The sequence below is a fragment of the Paenibacillus sp. FSL H7-0323 genome (assembly GCF_038002725.1).
GTDB lineage: Bacteria > Bacillota > Bacilli > Paenibacillales > Paenibacillaceae > Paenibacillus_AQ > Paenibacillus_AQ odorifer.
In genome coordinates this window covers 3,047,329-3,067,940 of sequence record NZ_JBBODB010000001.1, presented here as the reverse complement: position 1 = coordinate 3,067,940, position 20,612 = coordinate 3,047,329, and the positions used below count along the sequence as shown (strand labels likewise).

At 48.1% G+C, this 20,612-nt stretch carries 14 protein-coding genes; 13 read left to right on the top strand and 1 reads right to left on the bottom strand.

The window, feature by feature from the left end; genetic code table 11:
* Nucleotides 1-21: 21 nt before the first annotated feature.
* Nucleotides 22-2,304, bottom strand: coding sequence for a helix-turn-helix domain-containing protein (locus MHH89_RS14010; RefSeq protein ID WP_312150431.1), 2,283 nt, complete (start codon nt 2,302-2,304; stop codon nt 22-24).
* Between the two features lie 263 nt (nt 2,305-2,567).
* On the opposite strand from MHH89_RS14010, the gene MHH89_RS14005 reads away from it, so the two are divergent.
* The 13 genes from MHH89_RS14005 (at nt 2,568) to MHH89_RS13945 (ending at nt 20,601) form a co-directional block, all read left to right on the top strand.
* Entirely contained in the window at nt 2,568-3,548 is a 981-nt protein-coding gene (locus MHH89_RS14005; protein ID WP_081386549.1) for an ABC transporter permease, read from the top strand.
* Between the two features lie 15 nt (nt 3,549-3,563).
* Entirely contained in the window at nt 3,564-4,433 is an 870-nt protein-coding gene (locus tag MHH89_RS14000) for a carbohydrate ABC transporter permease (protein ID WP_076147925.1), read from the top strand.
* A gap of 43 nt (nt 4,434-4,476) precedes the next feature.
* Nucleotides 4,477-6,039: an extracellular solute-binding protein gene (locus tag MHH89_RS13995; protein WP_076279230.1), complete on the top strand. Its 1,563-nt coding sequence runs from the start codon at nt 4,477-4,479 to the stop codon at nt 6,037-6,039.
* Between the two features lie 46 nt (nt 6,040-6,085).
* Nucleotides 6,086-6,865: a glucosamine-6-phosphate deaminase gene (locus MHH89_RS13990; RefSeq protein ID WP_076279229.1), complete on the top strand. Its 780-nt coding sequence runs from the start codon at nt 6,086-6,088 to the stop codon at nt 6,863-6,865.
* Nucleotides 6,862-8,022: an N-acetylglucosamine-6-phosphate deacetylase gene (locus MHH89_RS13985; protein WP_076310141.1), complete on the top strand. Its 1,161-nt coding sequence runs from the start codon at nt 6,862-6,864 to the stop codon at nt 8,020-8,022. The genes MHH89_RS13990 and MHH89_RS13985 overlap by 4 nt, the downstream gene beginning before the upstream one ends.
* A gap of 26 nt (nt 8,023-8,048) precedes the next feature.
* The gene (locus MHH89_RS13980) at nt 8,049-9,854 is read left to right on the top strand and encodes a DUF4838 domain-containing protein (RefSeq protein WP_340397070.1); all 1,806 of its coding nucleotides are present in this window, start codon (nt 8,049-8,051) and stop codon (nt 9,852-9,854) included.
* Between the two features lie 167 nt (nt 9,855-10,021).
* Nucleotides 10,022-12,163 carry an S-layer homology domain-containing protein gene (locus MHH89_RS13975; protein WP_312150423.1) on the top strand — a complete coding sequence of 714 codons (2,142 nt, stop codon included), beginning with the start codon at nt 10,022-10,024 and terminating at the stop codon, nt 12,161-12,163.
* Between the two features lie 71 nt (nt 12,164-12,234).
* Nucleotides 12,235-15,165 carry an insulinase family protein gene (locus tag MHH89_RS13970; protein WP_312150420.1) on the top strand — a complete coding sequence of 977 codons (2,931 nt, stop codon included), beginning with the start codon at nt 12,235-12,237 and terminating at the stop codon, nt 15,163-15,165.
* Between the two features lie 155 nt (nt 15,166-15,320).
* Nucleotides 15,321-15,752, top strand: a complete 432-nt coding sequence (locus MHH89_RS13965; protein ID WP_038572665.1) for a MarR family winged helix-turn-helix transcriptional regulator — start codon at nt 15,321-15,323, stop codon at nt 15,750-15,752.
* An 18-nt stretch (nt 15,753-15,770) separates the two neighbouring features.
* Complete coding sequence (locus MHH89_RS13960; protein WP_312150418.1) at nt 15,771-17,153, top strand: MATE family efflux transporter; 1,383 nt, start codon at nt 15,771-15,773, stop codon at nt 17,151-17,153.
* A gap of 191 nt (nt 17,154-17,344) precedes the next feature.
* On the top strand, nt 17,345-18,250 hold the full coding sequence (locus MHH89_RS13955) for a carbohydrate ABC transporter permease (protein WP_036683142.1): 906 nt from the start codon (nt 17,345-17,347) through the stop codon (nt 18,248-18,250).
* A 63-nt stretch (nt 18,251-18,313) separates the two neighbouring features.
* Entirely contained in the window at nt 18,314-19,096 is a 783-nt protein-coding gene (locus tag MHH89_RS13950; RefSeq protein ID WP_052097522.1) for a carbohydrate ABC transporter permease, read from the top strand.
* Nucleotides 19,097-19,236: 140 nt separating this feature from the next.
* Entirely contained in the window at nt 19,237-20,601 is a 1,365-nt protein-coding gene (locus MHH89_RS13945) for an ABC transporter substrate-binding protein (RefSeq protein WP_076218433.1), read from the top strand.
* Nucleotides 20,602-20,612 lie beyond the last annotated feature (11 nt).

Genomic DNA, 20,612 nt, shown 5'->3' with positions numbered 1-20,612 from the left:
CTCCTCTGCAATGTAGCCTCTTTACAAGCCAAGGCCGGAGGAGGGGAGTGAATCATCACGGGAATAGCGCTTGCGGTATTCGCCCGGAGTTATTCCGGCACAACGTTTGAACATACGGATGAAGGAATTTACGTTCTGATAACCGACCTGAAGCGCGATATCCTGAATCCGCAGTTCCAGATTCATTAGCAGCTCTTTGGCCCGCTCAATCCGCAGATTGTTCAGATATTCACTGAAGTTGATGTTTGTTTTCTCTTTAAAAATGCTGGACAGGTAACCTGGAGTTAAATTTAACTTGTCTGCTACTAGGTTGAGGTTGATGTCCTCGCCGTAATGTTTGTCTAAGTAATCCAGCACAAAGCTGATAATGGGGTCGCGCGACTCCGAGCGGCTACTGATGACCACGAGCACAGGACGAACCAGATCACGCAGCCATTCCTTGTATTGATCCATTGAGTGGAAAGCGTTAAATGGCTCTAGTGGGGGTGGTAAGAGACGCTCCGCTTGGGGCAGATTCAGCCTCGTCACCGTTTTGCTCGTCTGTTCCACTGCTCCCAAGGCAAATGCCCGAAAATCCGCCGCCGCCGCGTCCTTGTGCTGCAGCTGCTCCAGCTGACGATCCAACCAAGCGAATACAGCCTCCTCATTGGCAGACTGCAGCAGATTGTGCAGCTCCTCTCCGTGTGTCACCTTTAAATGAAAGGATTTGGCGGATGAGGCTCTAGGTTCTACGATAATTTGTGTTTCCCCGTTCAATCTACGCTCATTTAACAACATCGATAGATTATTGTAGGCATCGGTAAATGAGGTTTCGCCTGAATATACCGGACTTACAGCAATAGTCAGATATAAGGATGTCTCCGAATCCAGCAGCTCCTTAAGGGTATCAAGAGCCTGCAGAAAACTGCTCTGCGGTCCGGGATTGAACAGGAGCAGCATGAGCTGATCATGTTCCGGCTGGAGTGCGACGCTTTCGCTTTCACCACCAGTGATCAAGTTTTGAACCAGCTTCCATAACATCAGTGTGTGTTTCTCCAATTCGTCCGGTAAGGTTTTGAAGCTGACCTTGAACAGAATGGAGGCATAGGGCTGTTCGGATTGCCTTACATCTTCAAGCTCCGCGAGGCTTTTACTCAGCGGGATATTTTTCACTTTATGAGTATAGGCATATTGGCGCACCAGTGAGTTCTTATGATCAAGATCGGTCTGGATGAAGCGGTTACTCTCCAAAATGGAGCTCAGGCGGTCGCCGATAATGGCGAATTCCTTCACGCTGCTCAATTTTTCAGGCCGGCTGCCTGCCTTACGGTCCAAGGCGGCAATCAGGCGCTGGAGCGGTTGGTTAAGCCGGTGGCTGAAGATTAGGGATGAGAGAACACTGATCAGTACTGCGGCAGAGAGCAATACAGCCAGCAATAGCTGCATCCCCCGCATTTCCGCAGCAATAGCCGCCACCTGGGTCACTCGGATATAGGTGAATCCAGTCTGTTTACCTTTTTCATAGAAGTAATATTGGTCTCCGACCCGCTCATGGGCATTGCCACTTTCCGGAAGCTGGCTTGTTTGCAGTTTACCCTCTGATGTAGAGAACAATAGATTCTTCTGCGCATCCAGGATATAGAACGGGGTATTGCCGGCATCTCCGTAGGCGGCCTGCATCAGCTGTGGATTCAGCATGACAATGCCGTACACTTCCTCATAAGGAATCGCTTTGACCAGCACTGGCATTAACCTTCCGAGCGTACGGGTGGAATGTATGGTTTTCTCGGTAAAGGTTACGGCGGGCATGACTTTTAAAAATTGTTTGTCCATCGTTTGCCGGCTCCAGTACTCCGGAGGGTATTCTGCACTGAAGTAGTATTTACCGAACATATCTGCGGCGCTGCTTAGGCCCTCCCTCTCCAGTACATAATTTTCCTTTTTAAAATAAAGAATGAAATTTTCGATATGCAGAAAAGGATTAGCATACAGCGTTGAGAGATCCGATATCACTTCTGCCGGGATATCATATCGTCGGTTCTCTTTGAGGTGGCTTAGAATGCCCAGATTGGCAGTCCATGAATCGGATTGGGTGAGGGCAAGAATCATGTTCTGAGTCAACCGGAAATGATTTTCGTAGCCTTCGACCGTTTGTGCGAGGCCTAGCTCATTTTGCCGGATCATCTCCTTATAGATTTTGCCGCTTAAATACAGATGGGAGAACAGATTAAATGATGCCAAAATCAAGATGACACTGAGGAAGCTTAGCATCAGCTTAACGAACAGGGCATTCAGCGCAAATTTGCCTGTAACGGATCCCTTCATATGTATCCCCCTTTGGATGCACCCGTAAATGAATTGGATTAATTCTATCATAGCGGCAAAAAGCTAACACCAACAATATGCAATTTTGCTGATTTGTACGCTATTCTATGGAAATCCGCAGTTAAGGCGAAATGTTATATAACATGTAGATAGCGCTTTCCAAAGAAATGCAGCTATAATTCGGAGACAAATCCCAGGAAAAAGGGGGAAGTAATCTGACATCTATATGATTTATGATCATTTTAACAAGAGGAGACATGCATATGGCTCAAGCTAGCGTAGTGCAGGACAAAATGCGAAAGAAAGTGCACCGGCGACCCCAACGACCTCAACGCCACAAAGCGGGAATCCTTCGAACTTGGAATAAAAACAAGGCGCTCTGGCTGCTGTTCCTGCCGTGCCTGTTGTATTATTTGATCTTCCGCTATGCACCGATGTTTGGATTAGTTATCACTTTCAAGGATTACAATCTTTTTAAAGGGATTTGGGCCAGTGATTGGGTGGGACTCAAATATTACAGGATGTTTATAGAGAATCCCGATTTTTGGCCGCTGATGAAAAACACTTTTCTGCTTGGTTTATATAAGCTGTTTTTTGGCTTCCCGGCACCTATTCTACTGGCGATTCTGCTTAATGAGGTGCGCAAGGCTGCTTTCAAACGAGTTGTGCAGACCGTCAGCTATCTTCCACATTTTATCTCAAATGTCATTGTAGCCAGTATGGTGATCATGTTTTTATCCCCAACCGGAGGGCTGATTAATAATCTGCTTGGTGCCATAGGGATTGGACCGATCAATTTCATGAATGAACCTGGATTGTTCCGCGGTATTTATGTCCTGTCGGAGATCTGGCAGCATATCGGCTGGGAGACTATTATCTACTTGGCCGCGTTGACCGCTATCGACCCGCAGCTGTATGAAGCTGCTGATATGGACGGAGCCAGCCGCATGCGTAAAATATGGCATGTCACCTTGCCCGGCATTTCACCCGCCATCGTGATCACCTTGATTCTTAATATCGGTAAAGTGCTCGAGATTGGCTTCGAGAAGGTGTTCCTGATGCAGAACCCGGCGATCTACGACACAGCGGATATTATCAGTACTTATGTCTATAGGGTGGGTATGGTGCAGGGGAACTTCAGCTATGGCGCTTCTATTGATCTTTTTATGGGCGTGATTAGCTTGATCTTCATCTATACAGCAAATTACATCAGCCGTCGTGTAAGCGAGACAAGTTTATGGTAGAAAAGAGGTGTGGTGATGAGATCACCCCGTTTATCCTGGTTTAATGTCGTGAGCACTTTTATCCTTCTCGTGGTTGTGGTGGTCACGCTTTATCCGTTCCTGCATATGCTCGCTGTCTCTCTCAGTAGTGATGTGCATGTCATGAAGAATACCGTTTCTTTTTGGCCTAAGGGATTTAACCTGAATATGTATAAGCTTGTACTCGGAGATTCGCAAATCTGGGTGGCTTACAAAAATACACTCATTTACACCGTGCTTGGTACCCTTATCTCGCTGGTGGTCACCTCCACGGGTGCCTATGCACTTTCACGCAGTGATATGGCGCTGCGCAAGAGCTTCACCCTGTTGATTGTGGTGACGATGTTTTTCAGCGGAGGAATGATTCCCACGTTCCTCGTGGTTCGCTCCCTGGATATGGTCGATACCGTTTGGGGCATGGTGCTGCCGGGTGCGGTTAGCACTTGGAATCTGATTCTGATGCGGACCTTTTTCTCCGGCATTCCTAAAGAGCTGGAGGAGTCAGGCCGCATCGACGGACTGAATGATATCGGCATATTTATTCGTATTATTGTTCCGCTTTCCAAAGCTTCCTTCGCCACCATAGCGCTCTTTTACGCGGTTGGCATGTGGAATAACTTTATTTACCCGCTGCTCTACCTGCGCTCACCGGATTTGTTCCCGCTGCAAGTTCTGTTGCGCAATCTGGTGCTGGCTGGCAGTGCTAGCTCGGGAGATGTTACTAGCATTGGAGGTGACAACATGGTGATAGAAGAATCGCTGAAGTACGCGACGATTATGGTCTCGACGCTTCCGATTCTGATTGTGTATCCATTTGTACAGAAGTATTTCGTTAAGGGGGCCATGATTGGCGCGGTTAAGGGATAGGCGGGTGGAACCGTCAAAAATTCAGCATAAGGGAGAGATCGTAATGAATAAATGGAAATCTGTACTGCTGCCACTGATGATTGCAGCAACCGTAGTAACTGGCTGCAGCGGAGGGGGCAATGACACCTCGCCGCAGAGTAATACTCAGGGCAGCAGTACCGCTTCACCTGCTGATTCGTCCAAAACGGAAAAAACCTTCACTGCGCTCTTAGACAACAATGCTACGTTCCCTTATTCGAAAAGCTGGCCTATTTGGAGCTGGCTGAAGGAGAAAACCGGTGTCACACTCGAGGTACAGACCCCTTCCGGAAAGCTTGAAGAGAGCTTGAACCTGGCGATTGCCTCGAAGGCAATGCCGGATCTGATGTATATGCCTAACCGCAAAGAATCGAATAAATTCGGGCAACAGGGTGCGTTGGTGGATTTGATGGAGTATATGGACAAAATGCCGAATCTGACCGCCTGGGTAAAGCAGTATCCACAGGAAGCGAAGGCTGCACTGTCTGCTGATGGCAAAATGTATATGTTCCCGAATCAGGGCTTTGGCGAGACGAACCGCATGATCTGGTTATACCGTAAAGACATTTTTGACAAAGAAGGAATCCAGGCACCAGCCACATATGAGGAGCTGCATACAGCTCTAAAAACCTTGAAGGCGAAATATCCGGACAGCTATCCGCTTTCGATCCGCTACGGACAAATTCCCGATGAAATGAATGCCAATATGACAGTGAATTACGGGACGGGTGAAGGGGCTTATTATGATTTTGATAAAAAAGAGTGGCTTTTTGGACCCACGGAAGATAGTTACAAGGAAATGGTTGGTATGTGGAAAATATTTTATGACGAAGGGCTGATTCCGCCCGACTTTCTATCTCTGCAAACTAAGCAATGGCAGGACATGGTGTCCACGGGCAAATCGTTTGTGACCATTGATTACATCAGCCGGATCGATTTTTTTAACAATGCGATGCAGCAGGAAAATCCGGAGTTCAACATGCAGTTCATGGCTCCTCCAGCGGGCATTGCCGGCGGCAAGCAACTGAACCCGTATTTTCATTATATGGAAGGTGGCCTAACCGTGGCTTCAACCTCGAAGAACATCGATGATGTGATGAGTTATATGGACTTTTTCTATTCCGAAGAGGGACGTACGCTCAGCAGCTGGGGCGTGGAGGGTGAGACATATGTGAAGGAAGGCGACACGATCAAGTTCAAACCAGAGTACAACGATGTGATCGAAATGCGGAAACAGACAGGACTTCAGACTAGCGGAACGTACACCTGGATCGACTTTGGTGCACATCTGTCGTTGTTCTCAGACAATTTGAAGTATGCCTTTGAAGAAGCGACGAAATATGATCCGTCCATGATGCAGCCACGGCCTGCATTTACGGAGAAAGAGAATGAAATTATTGCAATTACCGGCCAGGCGATCCAAAAACACCGCGATGAAAGCTTTGCCAAGTTTGTTACCGGCTCCCGAAAGCTGGCCGACTGGGACAAATATGTGGAGGAGATGAACAATCTCGGCGTGGATAAGCTGCTGGCTACTTATAGGGAAGCTTACGACCGTGTTCAGAACATTCAGTTAAACGGGAATTAATCTGTCTGGTGCCAAGGACAATAGTTGCCCGGAAAGGATGAGCGGGATGAATGACATCATTAAGCCTTTAGAGACACACAGAGTAGAGCAGATGTCCGTTCAGGTTTACGAAGATCGTAACCTGATGGGCGCTGCGGCGGCATCGCAGGTCGCGCAGAAAATTAGAGCTTTGCTTCAAGATTCTGCGCGTCAGGTCCGAATTGTGTTTGCTGCCGCACCTTCGCAAAATGAACTGTACGAGGGGCTGGTTCGGGAGCAGGGGATGGATTGGTCCCGGGTCAATGCTTTTCATATGGATGAATACATCGGCCTTGCGGCTTCGGCTCCCCAGCGGTTCGGCCGTTTTTTGACAGATCGTCTATACAGTCGGGTTAACCCTGGCCGGGTAGAACTGCTGGATGGTCTCGCCGCTGATGTGGTGCAGGAATGCCAGAGATATTCGGCTTTGTTGAGCGAGGCGCCTATTGATATCGTTTGCCTCGGGATCGGGGAAAACGGGCATATCGCGTTTAATGATCCGCCAGTCGCTAATTTTACCGACCCGCAGCTGGTCAAAGCGGTCGAACTGGAGGAAGCCTGCCGCCGCCAGCAGGTGAATGACGGTTGTTTTACCTCGCTGGACGAGGTGCCAACCCATGCGCTGACGCTTACGGTACCAGCCTTGCTGGCTGGCCGTCACCTGTACGGAATTGTACCGGGAGTGTCCAAACGCAAGGCTTTACACGCGGCACTTCATGATTCGATCAGCACGGCATGTCCAGCTACTATTCTGCGCACCCATCCGGAGATCACGATGTTCACGGATCGGGCTGCCTTCGGCCTATGAACGCGCCAATTAAGGGAAAGCACTATAAAACTGGGCGGCCGGTTGAGGTAAGTGTCGAGCAGGGGCGAATCACTTCGGTCACCGAACTTGCGGAGAGTCCAGCCAGGGCCGATTGGCCCTGGCTGGCACCCGGGTTGGTGGATCTGCAAGTGAACGGGGGCTGGGGGCTGGATCTCAACACGCTGCCTTTACAGCCTTCCACGGTATTGGAACTATCCGGACTTTTGCTAGGAAACGGGGTAACCAGCTATTGTCCAACTCTGATTACTAATGGCAAAGAAGCGCTGGCTCAAGCGGTCTCCGCCATTGCGGAAGCCGCTTCGCTGTATCCGGAAGATGCTGGGGGGATTGTAGGAATTCATTTGGAAGGTCCCTTTCTGTCACCAGAAGAGGGTCCACGCGGCGCCCATCCAAGGGAACATATTGGCCCGCCGGATTGGGATATGTTATGCCGCTGGCAAGAAGCGGCTGAAGGGCTTATCCGTATCCTCACCGTCTCCCCGGAATGGCCAAACGCCGCTGCATTTATCGCCCGGTGCAGTGAATCAGGCATCCTTGTTTCCATAGGGCATACAGCAGCTTCCCCCGAGCAGATTAGGGAGGCGGTTGCCGCAGGAGCGGTGATGTCTACGCATCTCGGCAATGGCACACATCTGACGCTGCCCCGTCATCCCAACTATTTGTGGGAGCAGCTGGCGGCGGATGAACTATACGGCTGTATGATTGCAGATGGCCAACATTTACCACCCGCTCTGTTGAAAGTAATCCTACGGATGAAGCGCAGCCGCACCATCTTGGTCAGCGATGCTGTATCACTGAGCGGAATGCCGCCGGGAACTTATCACCTGCACATTGGTGGGGAAGTTGTATTAACAGCAGAAGGGCGGCTGCATCTGGCTGGCAATCAGCAGCTGCTTGCAGGTTCCGCCATGATGCTTCCAGATCAGGTGGCCTATCTTGCGGAGGCTGGATTAGCCCGGCTGGATGAAGCCTGGGATTGTGCTTCTGCTCATCCGGCTACTTTGCTGGGGCTGGAGCAGGCGGCAGGGCTTAGGGCTGGAGCACCTGCCGATCTCGTGAGCTTCTGCTATGACGACAGGACACTTACCGTGCTGGAATGCTGGAAAAAGGGTCATAGCAAGGCTTGCAGTAATTAATTACAGCAAAGATTAGGAGGAGAACGATGCAGAGCTTGATACCGCAACCGAAGCAGATCCAAGTGAAAGAGGGCGAAGCTTTTCAATTCAGCGAGGATGTAAGCCTGAGCCTCTACATGGAGCAGCATGATCCGAGACTGGTGGTTCATTGCCGCCGCTCGTTTCCGGAGCTGGAATGTACACAGGTTATCTCGGGAAAAGGATATTCACTTATTCTTCAGAGTCTCTCGCAGCCAGAAACGAAAGGAGCACAGCCAGATGAAGTGGATCTGAAATTGCTTAACGGCCGGGCGGAAGGGTACAGGCTGGAGGTGTCGGAGCGCCGGGTGGTAATCCGTGCACTGGATGCGCCGGGCCTGTTTTACGGGCTACAAACGTTACTACAACTGCGTAAGTCAGTAGGGGAAGTTCCTGCTGTGTCTATCACGGACTGGCCTGACACTACCTTGCGGGCGATGAACTTTGATCTTCGCCAGACATTTTCCAAGCCAGAGCTGCTGCTATCGTATTTGGCGGATTTTGCCCGGTATAAAACGAATGCAGTTCTGATTGAATACGAAGATAAATTCCCGTTCCAGAAGTACCCGGAATTCGTGCATCCTCAGCATTCGTTAAGCCTCACACAGCTAGAGGAACTGAAACGTACAGCCCATGAATATTTTATTGAGATCATTCCGCTGCAGCAGAGTTTCGGGCATCTGGAGTATGTACTCCGCCACGACGCTTGGCGGCACTTGCGCGAAACGGAGTTATCCCTCGGGGAGATCTGCCCGTCGCATCCGGAATCCTTCGAGCTGATTACCGATCTGTTACAGGAGATGATGGATGCCCATCCGGATTCCCGCTACATCCACCTCGGCTGTGACGAGGTATACAGCTTATGTGAATGCGAACGCTGTAAAACGTTGTTCGGAGGGGTACGGGAGCGGGCGTTTATCGCTTTTTTGAACACTTTGATTGAATATACAGCCAGCCGTGGTAAAAAAGCGATTTTCTGGCATGACATGCTGGACAAATGCCCGCCGGAGGAACTGGCAAAGCTGGATAAGCGGAGTGCGGCGATGATCTGGATATACAACGGACGTAATATTGAAGCTGAGGTTTCTTCTCTTACGGATAAATTCAGGTCACTAGGCATCGAGGTTATGGGAGCCCCGGCGGTTCGCAGCTTTGACTGGGCTGAACATCAGAATTATCCGGTACTATTGAACCGGACGGATAATCTGCTCCAATGGGCGGAGACAGCGGATAAGCTGGACCTCGGGTGCATCGTCGCCACGAACTGGACAGGGCCGTTCAGCCTTGGTGTTCCTTATGGTATCTTTGAGACAACGTGGTATCCGATGCTGCTGCACGCCGATTTGGCCTGGAACCGCAAAGCGGACTCAGCAACATTTATCGATCGATTCATGGAGCAGTTCCATGGCATCGATCCTAGAACAGGTCACGCACAGCTCGGGAATTATCAGCTGGAAGATTATTATGATGTTATCTGGAAGCTGTTGGACAAGGTGAAGGATCATAAGGATGAAGCAGAGCTGATTGCCATTATGCATGATTTTGAAGCGGCGACGGACCGTTCGCGGGCGATCCACAAATATGTCTACCGCTGGGAGCTCTATCCGGGAGACGAAGCGGAAAGGCACTCGCTGCTGAACAATTACATGCGAAATCGCCGCGGACGTGAGAACGTTTTGCCTCGCATGAAAGCGGCTTTGGAGCGTTACCAGCCATCCGATATGGCGGAGCATTTTGTGAAATCCCGCTTCTATCTTCACGATTATCTGGAGCGGACATTATACCGTGAGCTGGGGTTTGCTCAGGTTGAATAAGAGTTTTGAAAAGATCGTACGGCTATCGTGTAAGCGGGTAGCTGTGCGGTCTTTTTTTAATTCATAGCTGGATGAAGCTACATATTACAACATATTCAGGAACAAAATCCCAGTTCGCTGCGTCTAACTTATAAAGTTCTAGCAAACTACATTGGAGGAGAATGAATATGAGAGCTACACCCATAAACCGGACTATAAGGAAGGTTACACTTACCGCATTATGTATTTTGCTTGTATTGCTGAGTGGCAGGGTAATGGCGGAGCCGTCTCCGGCACAAAAGACAACCGCGGTATTCACAGCGGAGATGCAGAGTGCCTTGGAAGGGGCACAGAATGTGCTGCTGACGATACAGCCATTCCCGGACGAAGCAGCCGTAGGTTTCTTCAAGAATGGGCGCAGTCTGCCCAAGGGATATCTGGAGCAGACTGCCGATAAGATTCTGGAACAGCGGGGCAAGTTCACCAAGGTGGCAGAGCTAACTCGAACAGCGCTGGCTTACAGTGCTGCGGGGGGCAACATCAACAACATCGCTGGTATTGATCTTTATCCATTCCTGATGAATCATGCCGGAATTGATTCGGAAGGGGCAGCAGCGGTAGCAACCGCCTATATTACCTCGAAGAATTCCATTTCAAATTCATTGGAGCGGACAAACCGTTACCCCGATTTGCTGTTTTATCAGTTGCTTGATATGCAGCTAGCGGATGGTAGTTGGCCGCTGGCCGGGCAGAAGCAAGGAGATCTGGTAGCTACTGCCTGGGTACTAACCGCACTTGCTTCGGAAGTGAGTTCAGAACAAACAGCGCAGCCGATCGAGAAGGCTTTGCAGTGGCTTAAGAGCAAGCAGCAGCTAGACGGAGGGTTCGATGGTAAAACTGCGACGACAGCGCAGGTGATTGTTGCTTTATCCTCGCAGGGGGTCGATGCAGCAGATTTCACCAAGGAAGGCGGAGCCTCGCTGCTGGACCATTTGCTGGCGCGGAAGCTTCCGGGTGGCGGCTTTACACAGACAGCAGGCGGAGGGAACGATAGTCCCGCAACTGTGCAAGCCTATCTTGCCCTGACTTCCTATAAGCTGCTGTCCAAGCAGGCTGGCAAGCTGTATAGCGGACTGCATCATGCTGGACTTGACCGGGCAACGATTCAGGTCGAAGGACCCGGTGGCACCGTTGCCGGGGGGCATATTGTTGGCGGAGATGCTGTGAAGGCAGCGGCAGCTTTTTTACAGGCGAAGGGTCTGGCGTATAAGCTGAATGCGGATGCAGCTAAACCGGCCTTCACAGCTATCGAGGGGATTCAGAACGGGCGATACAATGGACGCGGAGAATGGAAGATTGCTGTATTCAGCGGGGGCAGTGCATGGATGTATCCTGAGAATAGCCCGTACAGACTGATGATAGGCAATGGGGATCAGCTGCTTGTTTACTACGCGGACGATACAGAACTGCTTGACCGGATGGAAGTGAAATGGAAAGATAAAAACGGCCAGGAAATGGGTGGATACGCAAGCGCCAATATGCCGTTTTCCCTCCATATCACCAAGTCAAACGGTCAGCTGGGCGGTCTTCCGGCTTTCGGCGCTACTGTGACACTTCAAGGAAAAAGCGTAGTGGCTGACAGCATGGGAAAGGTGTCATTTGCCGGCATGAAGCCCGGTGTCTATCCTGTGCAAGTCACCAAATACCGTAAAGATGCCGCTCCAGCACTTTCCAAACGGACGTTTGCGCTGCATGTCTCTTCCCCGGAATTGGCCAGCTTTACGGATGCCAATAAAGTCGCAGCTTGGGCACGTTTGGATATCGCAACAGCGCTCGGCAGCGGATATATTCAGGGCGTAAGTGCCAGCGGAAATGTGCTGGCTCCTAAGCAGAAGCTGACCCGGGCTGAATTTCTGACCCTGCTGCTGCGGCTATTGCATGAGTTCCCCGCTGCCAAGGCCACTTCTAGCTTTAAGGATGTTCCGGCGGACAAATGGTACAGCCGTACCATCGCCAAGGCTGAGGAGCTGGGCATTATCAGCTCTCCAACCGGTAAGTTCGAGCCGGACCGCGGTATTACGCGGGAAGAAGCGGCGGTTATGGTAACCAAAGCCGCCCGGTTGTCTACGTACGGCAGCCCGGACCGTGTGAAGTTTGCCGATACTTCCGGTTTGTCAGAGGCGAGCCGCCAGGCGATTCAGGCCGTGAATGAACATGAAGTAATGACCGGCAGCGGGGGCCGCTTCGATCCAAAGCAGATTCTGGTGCGTGAGCAGGCAGCGGCAATTTTAGTCAGACTGCAGAAATTAATCCCGGAAGCCTTCTATTAATGGAATAAACGTCCAGGGATATGATAAGCTTCAGATAGAGTTATCACATCCAGTGCAGAGGAGGCAAATCTATGAGCCGCTTGATCACAGGCAATATATATTATGGATTTCAGGTCGTTAATGAGGAATTTATCCGGGAGATCGATTCCGCCGTATTCACGATGGAACATCTGAAGAGCGGCGCCAGGCTGCTTTTCGTGCAGAATCAGGATGACAACAAGGTATTCAGCGTAAGCTTCAGGACCCCGCCTGAAGATAGTACAGGGGTCTTTCATATTTTGGAGCATTCTGTATTATGTGGTTCGGAGAAATATCCGGTGAAGGAACCTTTTGTAGAATTGCTAAAGGGTTCGATGCAGACATTCCTGAATGCATTTACGTTTGGGGATAAGACGATGTATCCGGTGGCAAGCCGGAATGAGCAGGATTTCTCCAATCTGATGGAGGTCTACCTGGATAGTGTTTTTCAGCCGAATATTTATAAGCAAAAGGAGATTTTTGAGCAAGAGGGCTGGCATTACGAGCTTCAGCAAACAGAAGCTGAGCTGATCTATAAAGGCGTGGTTTACAACGAGATGAAGGGTTCCTATTCCTCGCCGTTTACGGTACTGATGGACAGGATCAAAAAGTCGTTGTATCCAGACACGATTTATCGTCATTCTTCAGGTGGAGATCCGCAGGAGATTCCTGCGCTTACGTATGAGCAATTCCTTGAGGCGCACAGCAATTATTATCATCCGTCCAACAGTTATTTTTATCTGTACGGAGACGTCTCTATTGAAGAGAAGCTGCAATTTATAGACCAGGAATACCTTAGCCGTTATGAAAAAAACAGCTTTGATACCTCCATTCCCCTACAACAGCCTACCGGAATGACGGAGCTGGTAGCGGATTATCCGATTCTGGAAGCAGAAACGGCCGACGACAAAACTTATTTGAGTCTGAACTATGTAATTGGAACCTCTACGGATCGGGAACTGAATCTGGCTTTTGATATTTTGAAAAGCATGCTGATGGACAGCAATGCAGCTCCGCTTAAGCAAGCCCTGCTGGAAAGCGGTCTGGGCAAAGATGCCTTTGCTTTTTATTCCGACAGTATGATTCAGCCGCTGCTTGGCATTACTCTGACACATTCGAACGCTTCCGCCAAAGATGCCTTCGTGGAGCTGGTGAAGACCACATTAAGCAGCTTGGTTAAGAACGGGCTGGATGAGAAGCTGGTGCTGGCGGCGGTCAACAGCAAAGAATTTGAGCTGCGGGAAGCGGACTTTAGCCGATATCCAAAGGGACTTACTTACAATATCGAAGTGATGAAGTCCTGGCTCTATGACGGTCAGCCGTCTACTCATATGCTTTATGAAGAGGTATTCACTACCATTCGGGAAAAGATAACGGATCGTTATTTTGAGAAGCTGATTGAGGTCTACTTACTGAACAGTGATCATTGCAGTCTGGTGGTGCTGAACCCGTCCAAGACGATTGCAGCCGACAAGGAAGCGAGCACCCAGCGTCAATTAAGTGAATACAAATCATCACAGCAACCAGACCAGCTGGAGCAGCTTGTGCAGAGTACTCAGCATCTTCTGGCGCGGCAAGGTCGTGCAGATGCAGCCGAGGATTTGCAGAAGCTGCCGAGTTTATCTCTACAGGACATTAACCGCAGTGCTGAACCTCAGGTGCCATCCCATGAATATAACCTTGAGGGTCTAAAGCTGATCCACCATGACGTATCTACTCAAAAGATTGCGTACTGCAAGTTTTATTGGGATACGAGTGTTGTGGCTCCTGAGCAAATTCCTTATCTTGTGCTGCTGGCAGAGGTATTGGGCCAAATGGAGACAGCTTCTTACAGCATTGAAGAGCTCACTAGTGAAATTGGGATCAAAACCGGAGGCATTCATTTCAAAAATGAGATCTTTGGCGCTGCAAAAGATACTGGGGCCAGTTATCAGCCTAAATTCACTGCGCAGGTTAAGGTGATGGCGGGGCATATTGGCGAATCGCTGGATCTGCTGCGTGAGATGCTCTATACCAGCGCGCTCGATAACCTGACGAAGCTACAGGAAATCGTCCGGCGGGAAGCCTCACAGATGGAATCCGTCCTGAATCAAAAAGGTAATGAAATCGCGGCCAGCCGCCTGATGTCTTATTTTTCGGACATGGGAGCGTATCAGGAACAACAGGGTGGCGTGGCCTATTACCGCTTTATCCGTGAGCTTGCCGAGAAGATCGATCAGCAGGGAGCTGTGGTGGCAGACACGCTGAAGGATATCTGTACGGTTTTATTCAATAAACAGAATTTAATCATCAGCGTGACGGGTACCCCTGATTTGTATGAAGAATTCGCCGCTAATGTAGCGAAGCTGGATATTCAGGATCGGCCAGTGGTGAATAAACCTAAGATTACGGCGCAGGGGCATGCGGATAATGAAGGTTTTATGTCTTCCAGCCAGGTGCAATATGTGGTTAAAGGCTACGACTTCAACAAGCTAGGATTTACGTATTCCGGCAAAATGCAGGTGCTCAAAAAAATCATGAGCCTCACCTATCTGTGGAATGCTGTGCGCGTGAAGGGCGGAGCTTATGGCGGCAGCCTGATGCTGCGCAGAGATGGGATATTGATGTTCACTTCCTACCGTGATCCCAATTTGCAGGAGACGCTGGGGGTTTATGATCAGGCGTACCGATTCACCGAAGGATATGAAGCGGATGCCGACGAGATGACCAAAGCAATTATCGGCACCCTGTCCATGTTGGACCAGCCGCTGAGCCCAAGCGCTCAGGGACGGCGGGCGGACCGGCATTATTTTGAACAGGTGACCGGGGCCGAGCTGCAGCAGGAACGGGATGAAATCTTGTCGACCACACCGGAAGACATCAGACAGTATGCCGATTTGCTTAAGGCTGTGACGGAACAAAATTATTTCACAGTTGTCGGCAATGAATCCAAGCTGAAATCAACAAAAGTCTTATTTGGAAACCTAGAAGAACTTGTGATGTAATTCTCTCTATAAACTCCTCTTTTGTACCTGTCTACTCGACAAGTGCTGGAGAGGAGTTTTTGTATTTAGTTAGAACCTTGACAGTTAGAGTTCTATCTATTATGATAATGATGTTACTTAGAGTTCTAACTAATCCGCAAGAGGAGGAAATAACAATGAACAAACCCGTGGTAGACACACCATTTTCTAATTTAATACGAGAGATTGGGATGAAAATAAAAGGTACAGCTGACACCAGGTTAAATGAGTTAGGTCTGAACTCACAACAAGGCCGCATGATCGGCTATATTTTTGAGAATCAAGCAGAAGGGGTTATTCAGAAGGATTTAGCGGAGGTCTTTAACAGGAAGGGGGCGAGCATTACCAGTATGCTTCAGGGGTTGGAGAAGAAAGGGTATATCCAGCGTGTCACTCCTGAAAATGATGAACGTCAAAAGAGTATTTTTGTATTGGAAAAAGGTGCTCTTTTAGTGGAAGAGTTCAATGAGATTTTCTCTGAGGTAGAAGCAAGCATTACTAAGGCGCTTAGTCCGGAAGAAACTGCAACCCTAAAGTCGTTACTTCAAAAAGTTAGTTCAAGTTTATAAACGTTCGGAGGTTCACTTATGACAAATGAGTTCTCAAATCAATATTATTTAGAGTCGGCGCCCATGAAAAAAGCGATCGCTCATTTATCGATTCCCATGATGATTGGGATGTCTGTGGGTACTATTTATAATGTAATCAATGCTTACTTCATCGGCTTATTACACAATACCAGTATGCTGACGGCAATCACGCTGGGCCTGCCTATTTTCACCGTTTTAATGGCTTTTGGAAATGTGCTGGGGGTAGGCGGAGGAACATTTATAACTCGCTTGGCGGGGCAAAAAGAGACGGAAAAAGGGAAAAAGGTTGCCGGATATACTTTTTACGGGAGTATTGTAGTGGGGCTTCTTATCGCGCTCATCGCTTGGTTAGCTATTAATCCGATCACGCGAATGCTTGGTGCAGATGCTGCTACCTTAGACTTTACGAAGTCTTATGTGCTCACTCTTTTTGCAGGCGGATTTGCTGTTGTGCTTAATTTTGCTTTGGAACAACTGGTCCGTTCGGAAGGTGCCTCGAAGGAATCGATGTATGGTATTTTTATCAGTACGGCTTTAAGTTTGATTTTTGATCCTTTATTTATTCTCGTGCTGAATTGGCATGTTGCCGGAGCTGCTTTGGCTATGGTTTTAGCAAATTTGGGCTCTGCCATTTATTATATTTACTTTTTGGAAACGAAAAGTGAGCATTTAAGAGGATTTTTGAAGCATTTCAAGATATCTGTACGAGATCAGATTGAGGTTTATAAAATAGGTACAGCCGAGCTATTGCAAGCCAGTTTTTTAATTGTCAGCACGCTTTTGTTAAATAACTATTCCATTCAATATGGGGAGAGTGTGGTCGCCGGATTTGGTGTGGCTTTAAGAATTGTGCAGATTCCAGAATTTTTATCGATGGGTTTATTTTTGGGATTGATTCCGCTATTTGCTTTTAACTTTGCTAGTAAAAATACGGAGAGACTTAAATCCAGCATCAAATACGCTTTTGCATATATAGGCAGCATTGCAGTTGTTTTTGTAAGTCTAGTATATGTGTTTAGAGGAACGATTCTTCATTGGTTCTCAGGCGATCCTTCTGTGTTAAGCATGGGAACTTATATTTTGGCAGCGATGCTGATCTCCGCTTTATTTAATGGATTTACCGGATTATTTATGAGCATTTTTCAAGCAACAGGGCAAGGCACACCCACTACTATTATGGCGATAAGCCAAGGTGTATTATTTATACCGATGATTATCGTATTGCATTCTATTTTTGGCCTGCATGGTGTGATTTGGTCGATGACTGTGACTGAGGTAATAACGAGTGTGATGGGTTTGGTTTTGTTTATGATTTTTCGGAAAAAGCTGAATAGTGCGGGCGTTGATGGAAAAGGGACTGTAGAGGTTACGTCGGTATAACGCGATTGCTTTATGTAAAACTCAATATGGATTTTGTTTACTGCGGGAGCTTGGCTCGCGCTTTTTTTGCGTTGTGCAAAAGGAATATAAAACTGCTGGATCGGTAAAATTCGTTCCAAAATGAACAATTCTAGTTCTTATGAAGACTGCTTACTTTTTCTACAATTATGGATAAGTAAAGGAGGAGAACTATGATACGCAAAAAAAGGTTTCATCTTAACATGGACACACGCGAAGCGATGGCGGGATATCTATTCGTTGCTCCGCTTATGCTTGGGCTGATCATCTTGACGTTGATCCCGGTGCTGGGCTCACTGCTGTTAAGCTTCACGGACTGGAACTTTGTGGCTGGGTTAGGGGGGATTAAGTTCGCGGGCGTAGATAATTTCATCAGGCTGTTTCATGATGATGCTTTTATGAAAAGCTTGCTAAACAATTTGCTCTTTATTATCACAGTACCGGTTACGATCATCGTTGCCCTGCTGCTGGCTATCCTGATTGATAAACAGGTTTTTCTGAAGGATTTGTTTAAAGTGATTTATTTCCTTCCGTACATTTCCAGTGTAGTTGCCATCGCTATGGTTTGGCAGGTTATGTTTCACCCTTCACTGGGACCCGTCAATCAATTCCTGATGTCACTGGGGTGGAACAACCCACCCAAATGGTTAGCGGATATCCATTATGCTCTGCCGTCGCTGATGTTGATTCAAGTCTGGATTCAGCTCGGTTACAACATTATTATTTTTATTGCAGGTTTACAGAGTATTCCTAAGGATCTTTATGAAGCGGCTGATATTGATGGTGCCAACGTCTGGCGCAAATTCCGCAACATCACGGTTCCCTGCATTTCGCCAACTACCTTTTTCCTGCTGGTAACAGGGGTTATCGGCTCATTTAAAATCTTTGATCTGATACAAGTATTGACCCAGGGTGGACCGGCTAACTCCACGACCGTTATCGTCTACGAGTTATATGATACAGCCTTCAATCAGCTGAAGACGGGTTACGCCTCTAGCATGGCACTCGTTCTGTTCCTTATTTGCCTGATCATTACAGCCTTGCAGATGTTGGCGCAAAAAAAATGGGTCAACTATTAAAGGCGGAAAGGAGAAATTACAGTGAAAAAAGAGCTTTTATCCAGAACCTTCTGGACCATCGCCATGGGACTGCTAGGTATCGCATTTCTTTTACCATTCCTATGGATGTTATCCACTTCCTTTAAGCTGGAGAAAGATGTGTTTAACTTTCCGATTCAATGGTTGCCACAGCAGTGGAACCTCATTGAAAATTATAAACAGGTGTGGTCGGGTGACTTTGCTCGCTATTATGGAAATTCCATTTATATTACGCTGGCTACGACTATAATTAATGTGCTGATATGCGCACTTGCTGCTTATGGGTTCTCCAAGCTACGTTTTCCGGGCAGGGATGCGATGTTTATAGTTGTATTGGCACTTTATATGGTTCCTCCGCAGGCATCGTTGGTTCCACAGTTTCTACTGTTTAACTGGCTGAATTTGATTGACACACATTTGGGATTAATCCTGATTAACAGCTTTAGTATTATTGGAGCGTTTATGCTCAAGCAATTTTTTATGGGGGTAAACAACGAGTATCTTGAATCGGCGCGGATGGATGGAGCAGGGCATTTTCGCTCTTTTCTACAGATTGCCTTTCCGCTGATCCGTCCCGCTGTAGCTACTTATGCTATTTTGCGCTTTATTTGGACCTGGAACGACTATCAATATCCACTCATTTTTTTGAAATCCAAGGAGCTGTTTACGATTCAGCTGGGGATCCGGTTGTTCGGCGACCAATACGGGGATGTCTATTCACTCATGATGGCTGGTGCGGTATCTGCAATCCTGCCGTTGCTGATCATTTTTGCACTCGGACAGAAGCAGGTTATTGAGGGAATTGCCCTCGGAGGTGTGAAAGGATAATAAAAGTCAAAATAGTTTCTCTTCGGTAGAATATGAGAACTTTCCTCGTCAATCCTGCATGTTAGGATGTTCTTGTAAGCAGTTACATAGTCACTGGTTATTAAGCGAGTAATGCCCAACACATTTATAGGAGGGTCTATATGAAAAAGAAATTATTATCTGCATTCATCATCACATCGATGGCGTTATCATTGGCCGCTTGCGGCGGAAATGCGAAAACCAATAATGCAGGAGCGACTAATGCACCCGATGCTGGTGGAAATTCAGAGCCTGCAGCAGAGAAGGTTACCCTGAAGCTGAGCACCTGGCAGACAGAAGCCAAAGCGAAATGGAGCACGATTATCGCGGAGTTTGAGAAGACGCATCCCGGTATTCATGTGGAAGTAGATTTGCTGAATGAAAAAGGTGATTCGGTTGCCTCTATGCAGAAGCTGGATTTGATGGCGGCTGCGAGCGATCCGCTGGATATTGTCGAACTGCCTTATACCAACTATTCACAGCGTGCAGATATCGGTTTGTTGGAACCGATGGATGACTATATTCAGAAGGAAGGTTATAAACTCGCAGATGAATATCTGGTGGACACTACGGTCAATGGCAAAATCTATGCATTACCGTCTTCCATGCAGCGCTGGTTCGTGCTCCTTAACAAAGAAATGTTAGATGAGGCGGGCCTTCCGGTTCCGACCGACTGGACATGGGCGGATTTCGAAGAGTATGCCAAGAAATTGACCAAGGGTGAGGGCGCAACGAAACGTTTTGGTGCGTATTTGCATAATTGGCCGGATTATTTCCAGCTCCAGCTGATGAGCAAGTCTACGGATAATACTTTTCTAAAAGCTGATGGAACCTCCAATGCACTTGACCCGCAATTTAAGGCTAATCTGCAGATGATGAAGAAAATGATGTACGAAGATAAGAGTGCCACTCCTTATGAGGATATTATTTCGCAAAAACTAGCCTACCGGAATCAGTATTTTAACGGTTTAGCAGCGATGCTTCCGATGGGCGACTGGATGGTTGCGGAATCGGGTGGAACGGATGCCATTCCGGCAACCTTTGTTACCGCGTTTGCGCCGATCCCCCGTCTTGACAGTGAGAGCAAACATTACTCACCCGTACAGCCGACCTACATGGGAATAGCCGCTAAATCCAAGCATAAGGAGGCTGCCTATACCTTTGTGCGCTGGTATACCTCAGAAGGACTGGAAATCGGTGGACGCGTTTTCTCTGGTTGGGCCAAATCGGATACGAACAAATTAGTGGATACAATTGTGAGTGGTTCTAAGGATTTCTCTAAGATTGATGTGGATTCTCTGAAATATACGATGGAGAACTCGACACCTGGTGCAACGCAGGTTCCGGCTAAATATGCGGATGAAGCTAAGAACAACGTTATTCCAGAAGCGGAGATGTATCTCCTTGGCCAACAGGATCTGGATGTCACAGTTGCCAATATCGATAAAAAAATAACGGAAGTTGTTCAGAACAATAGCGGAAAGTAAGCGGAGGCTGA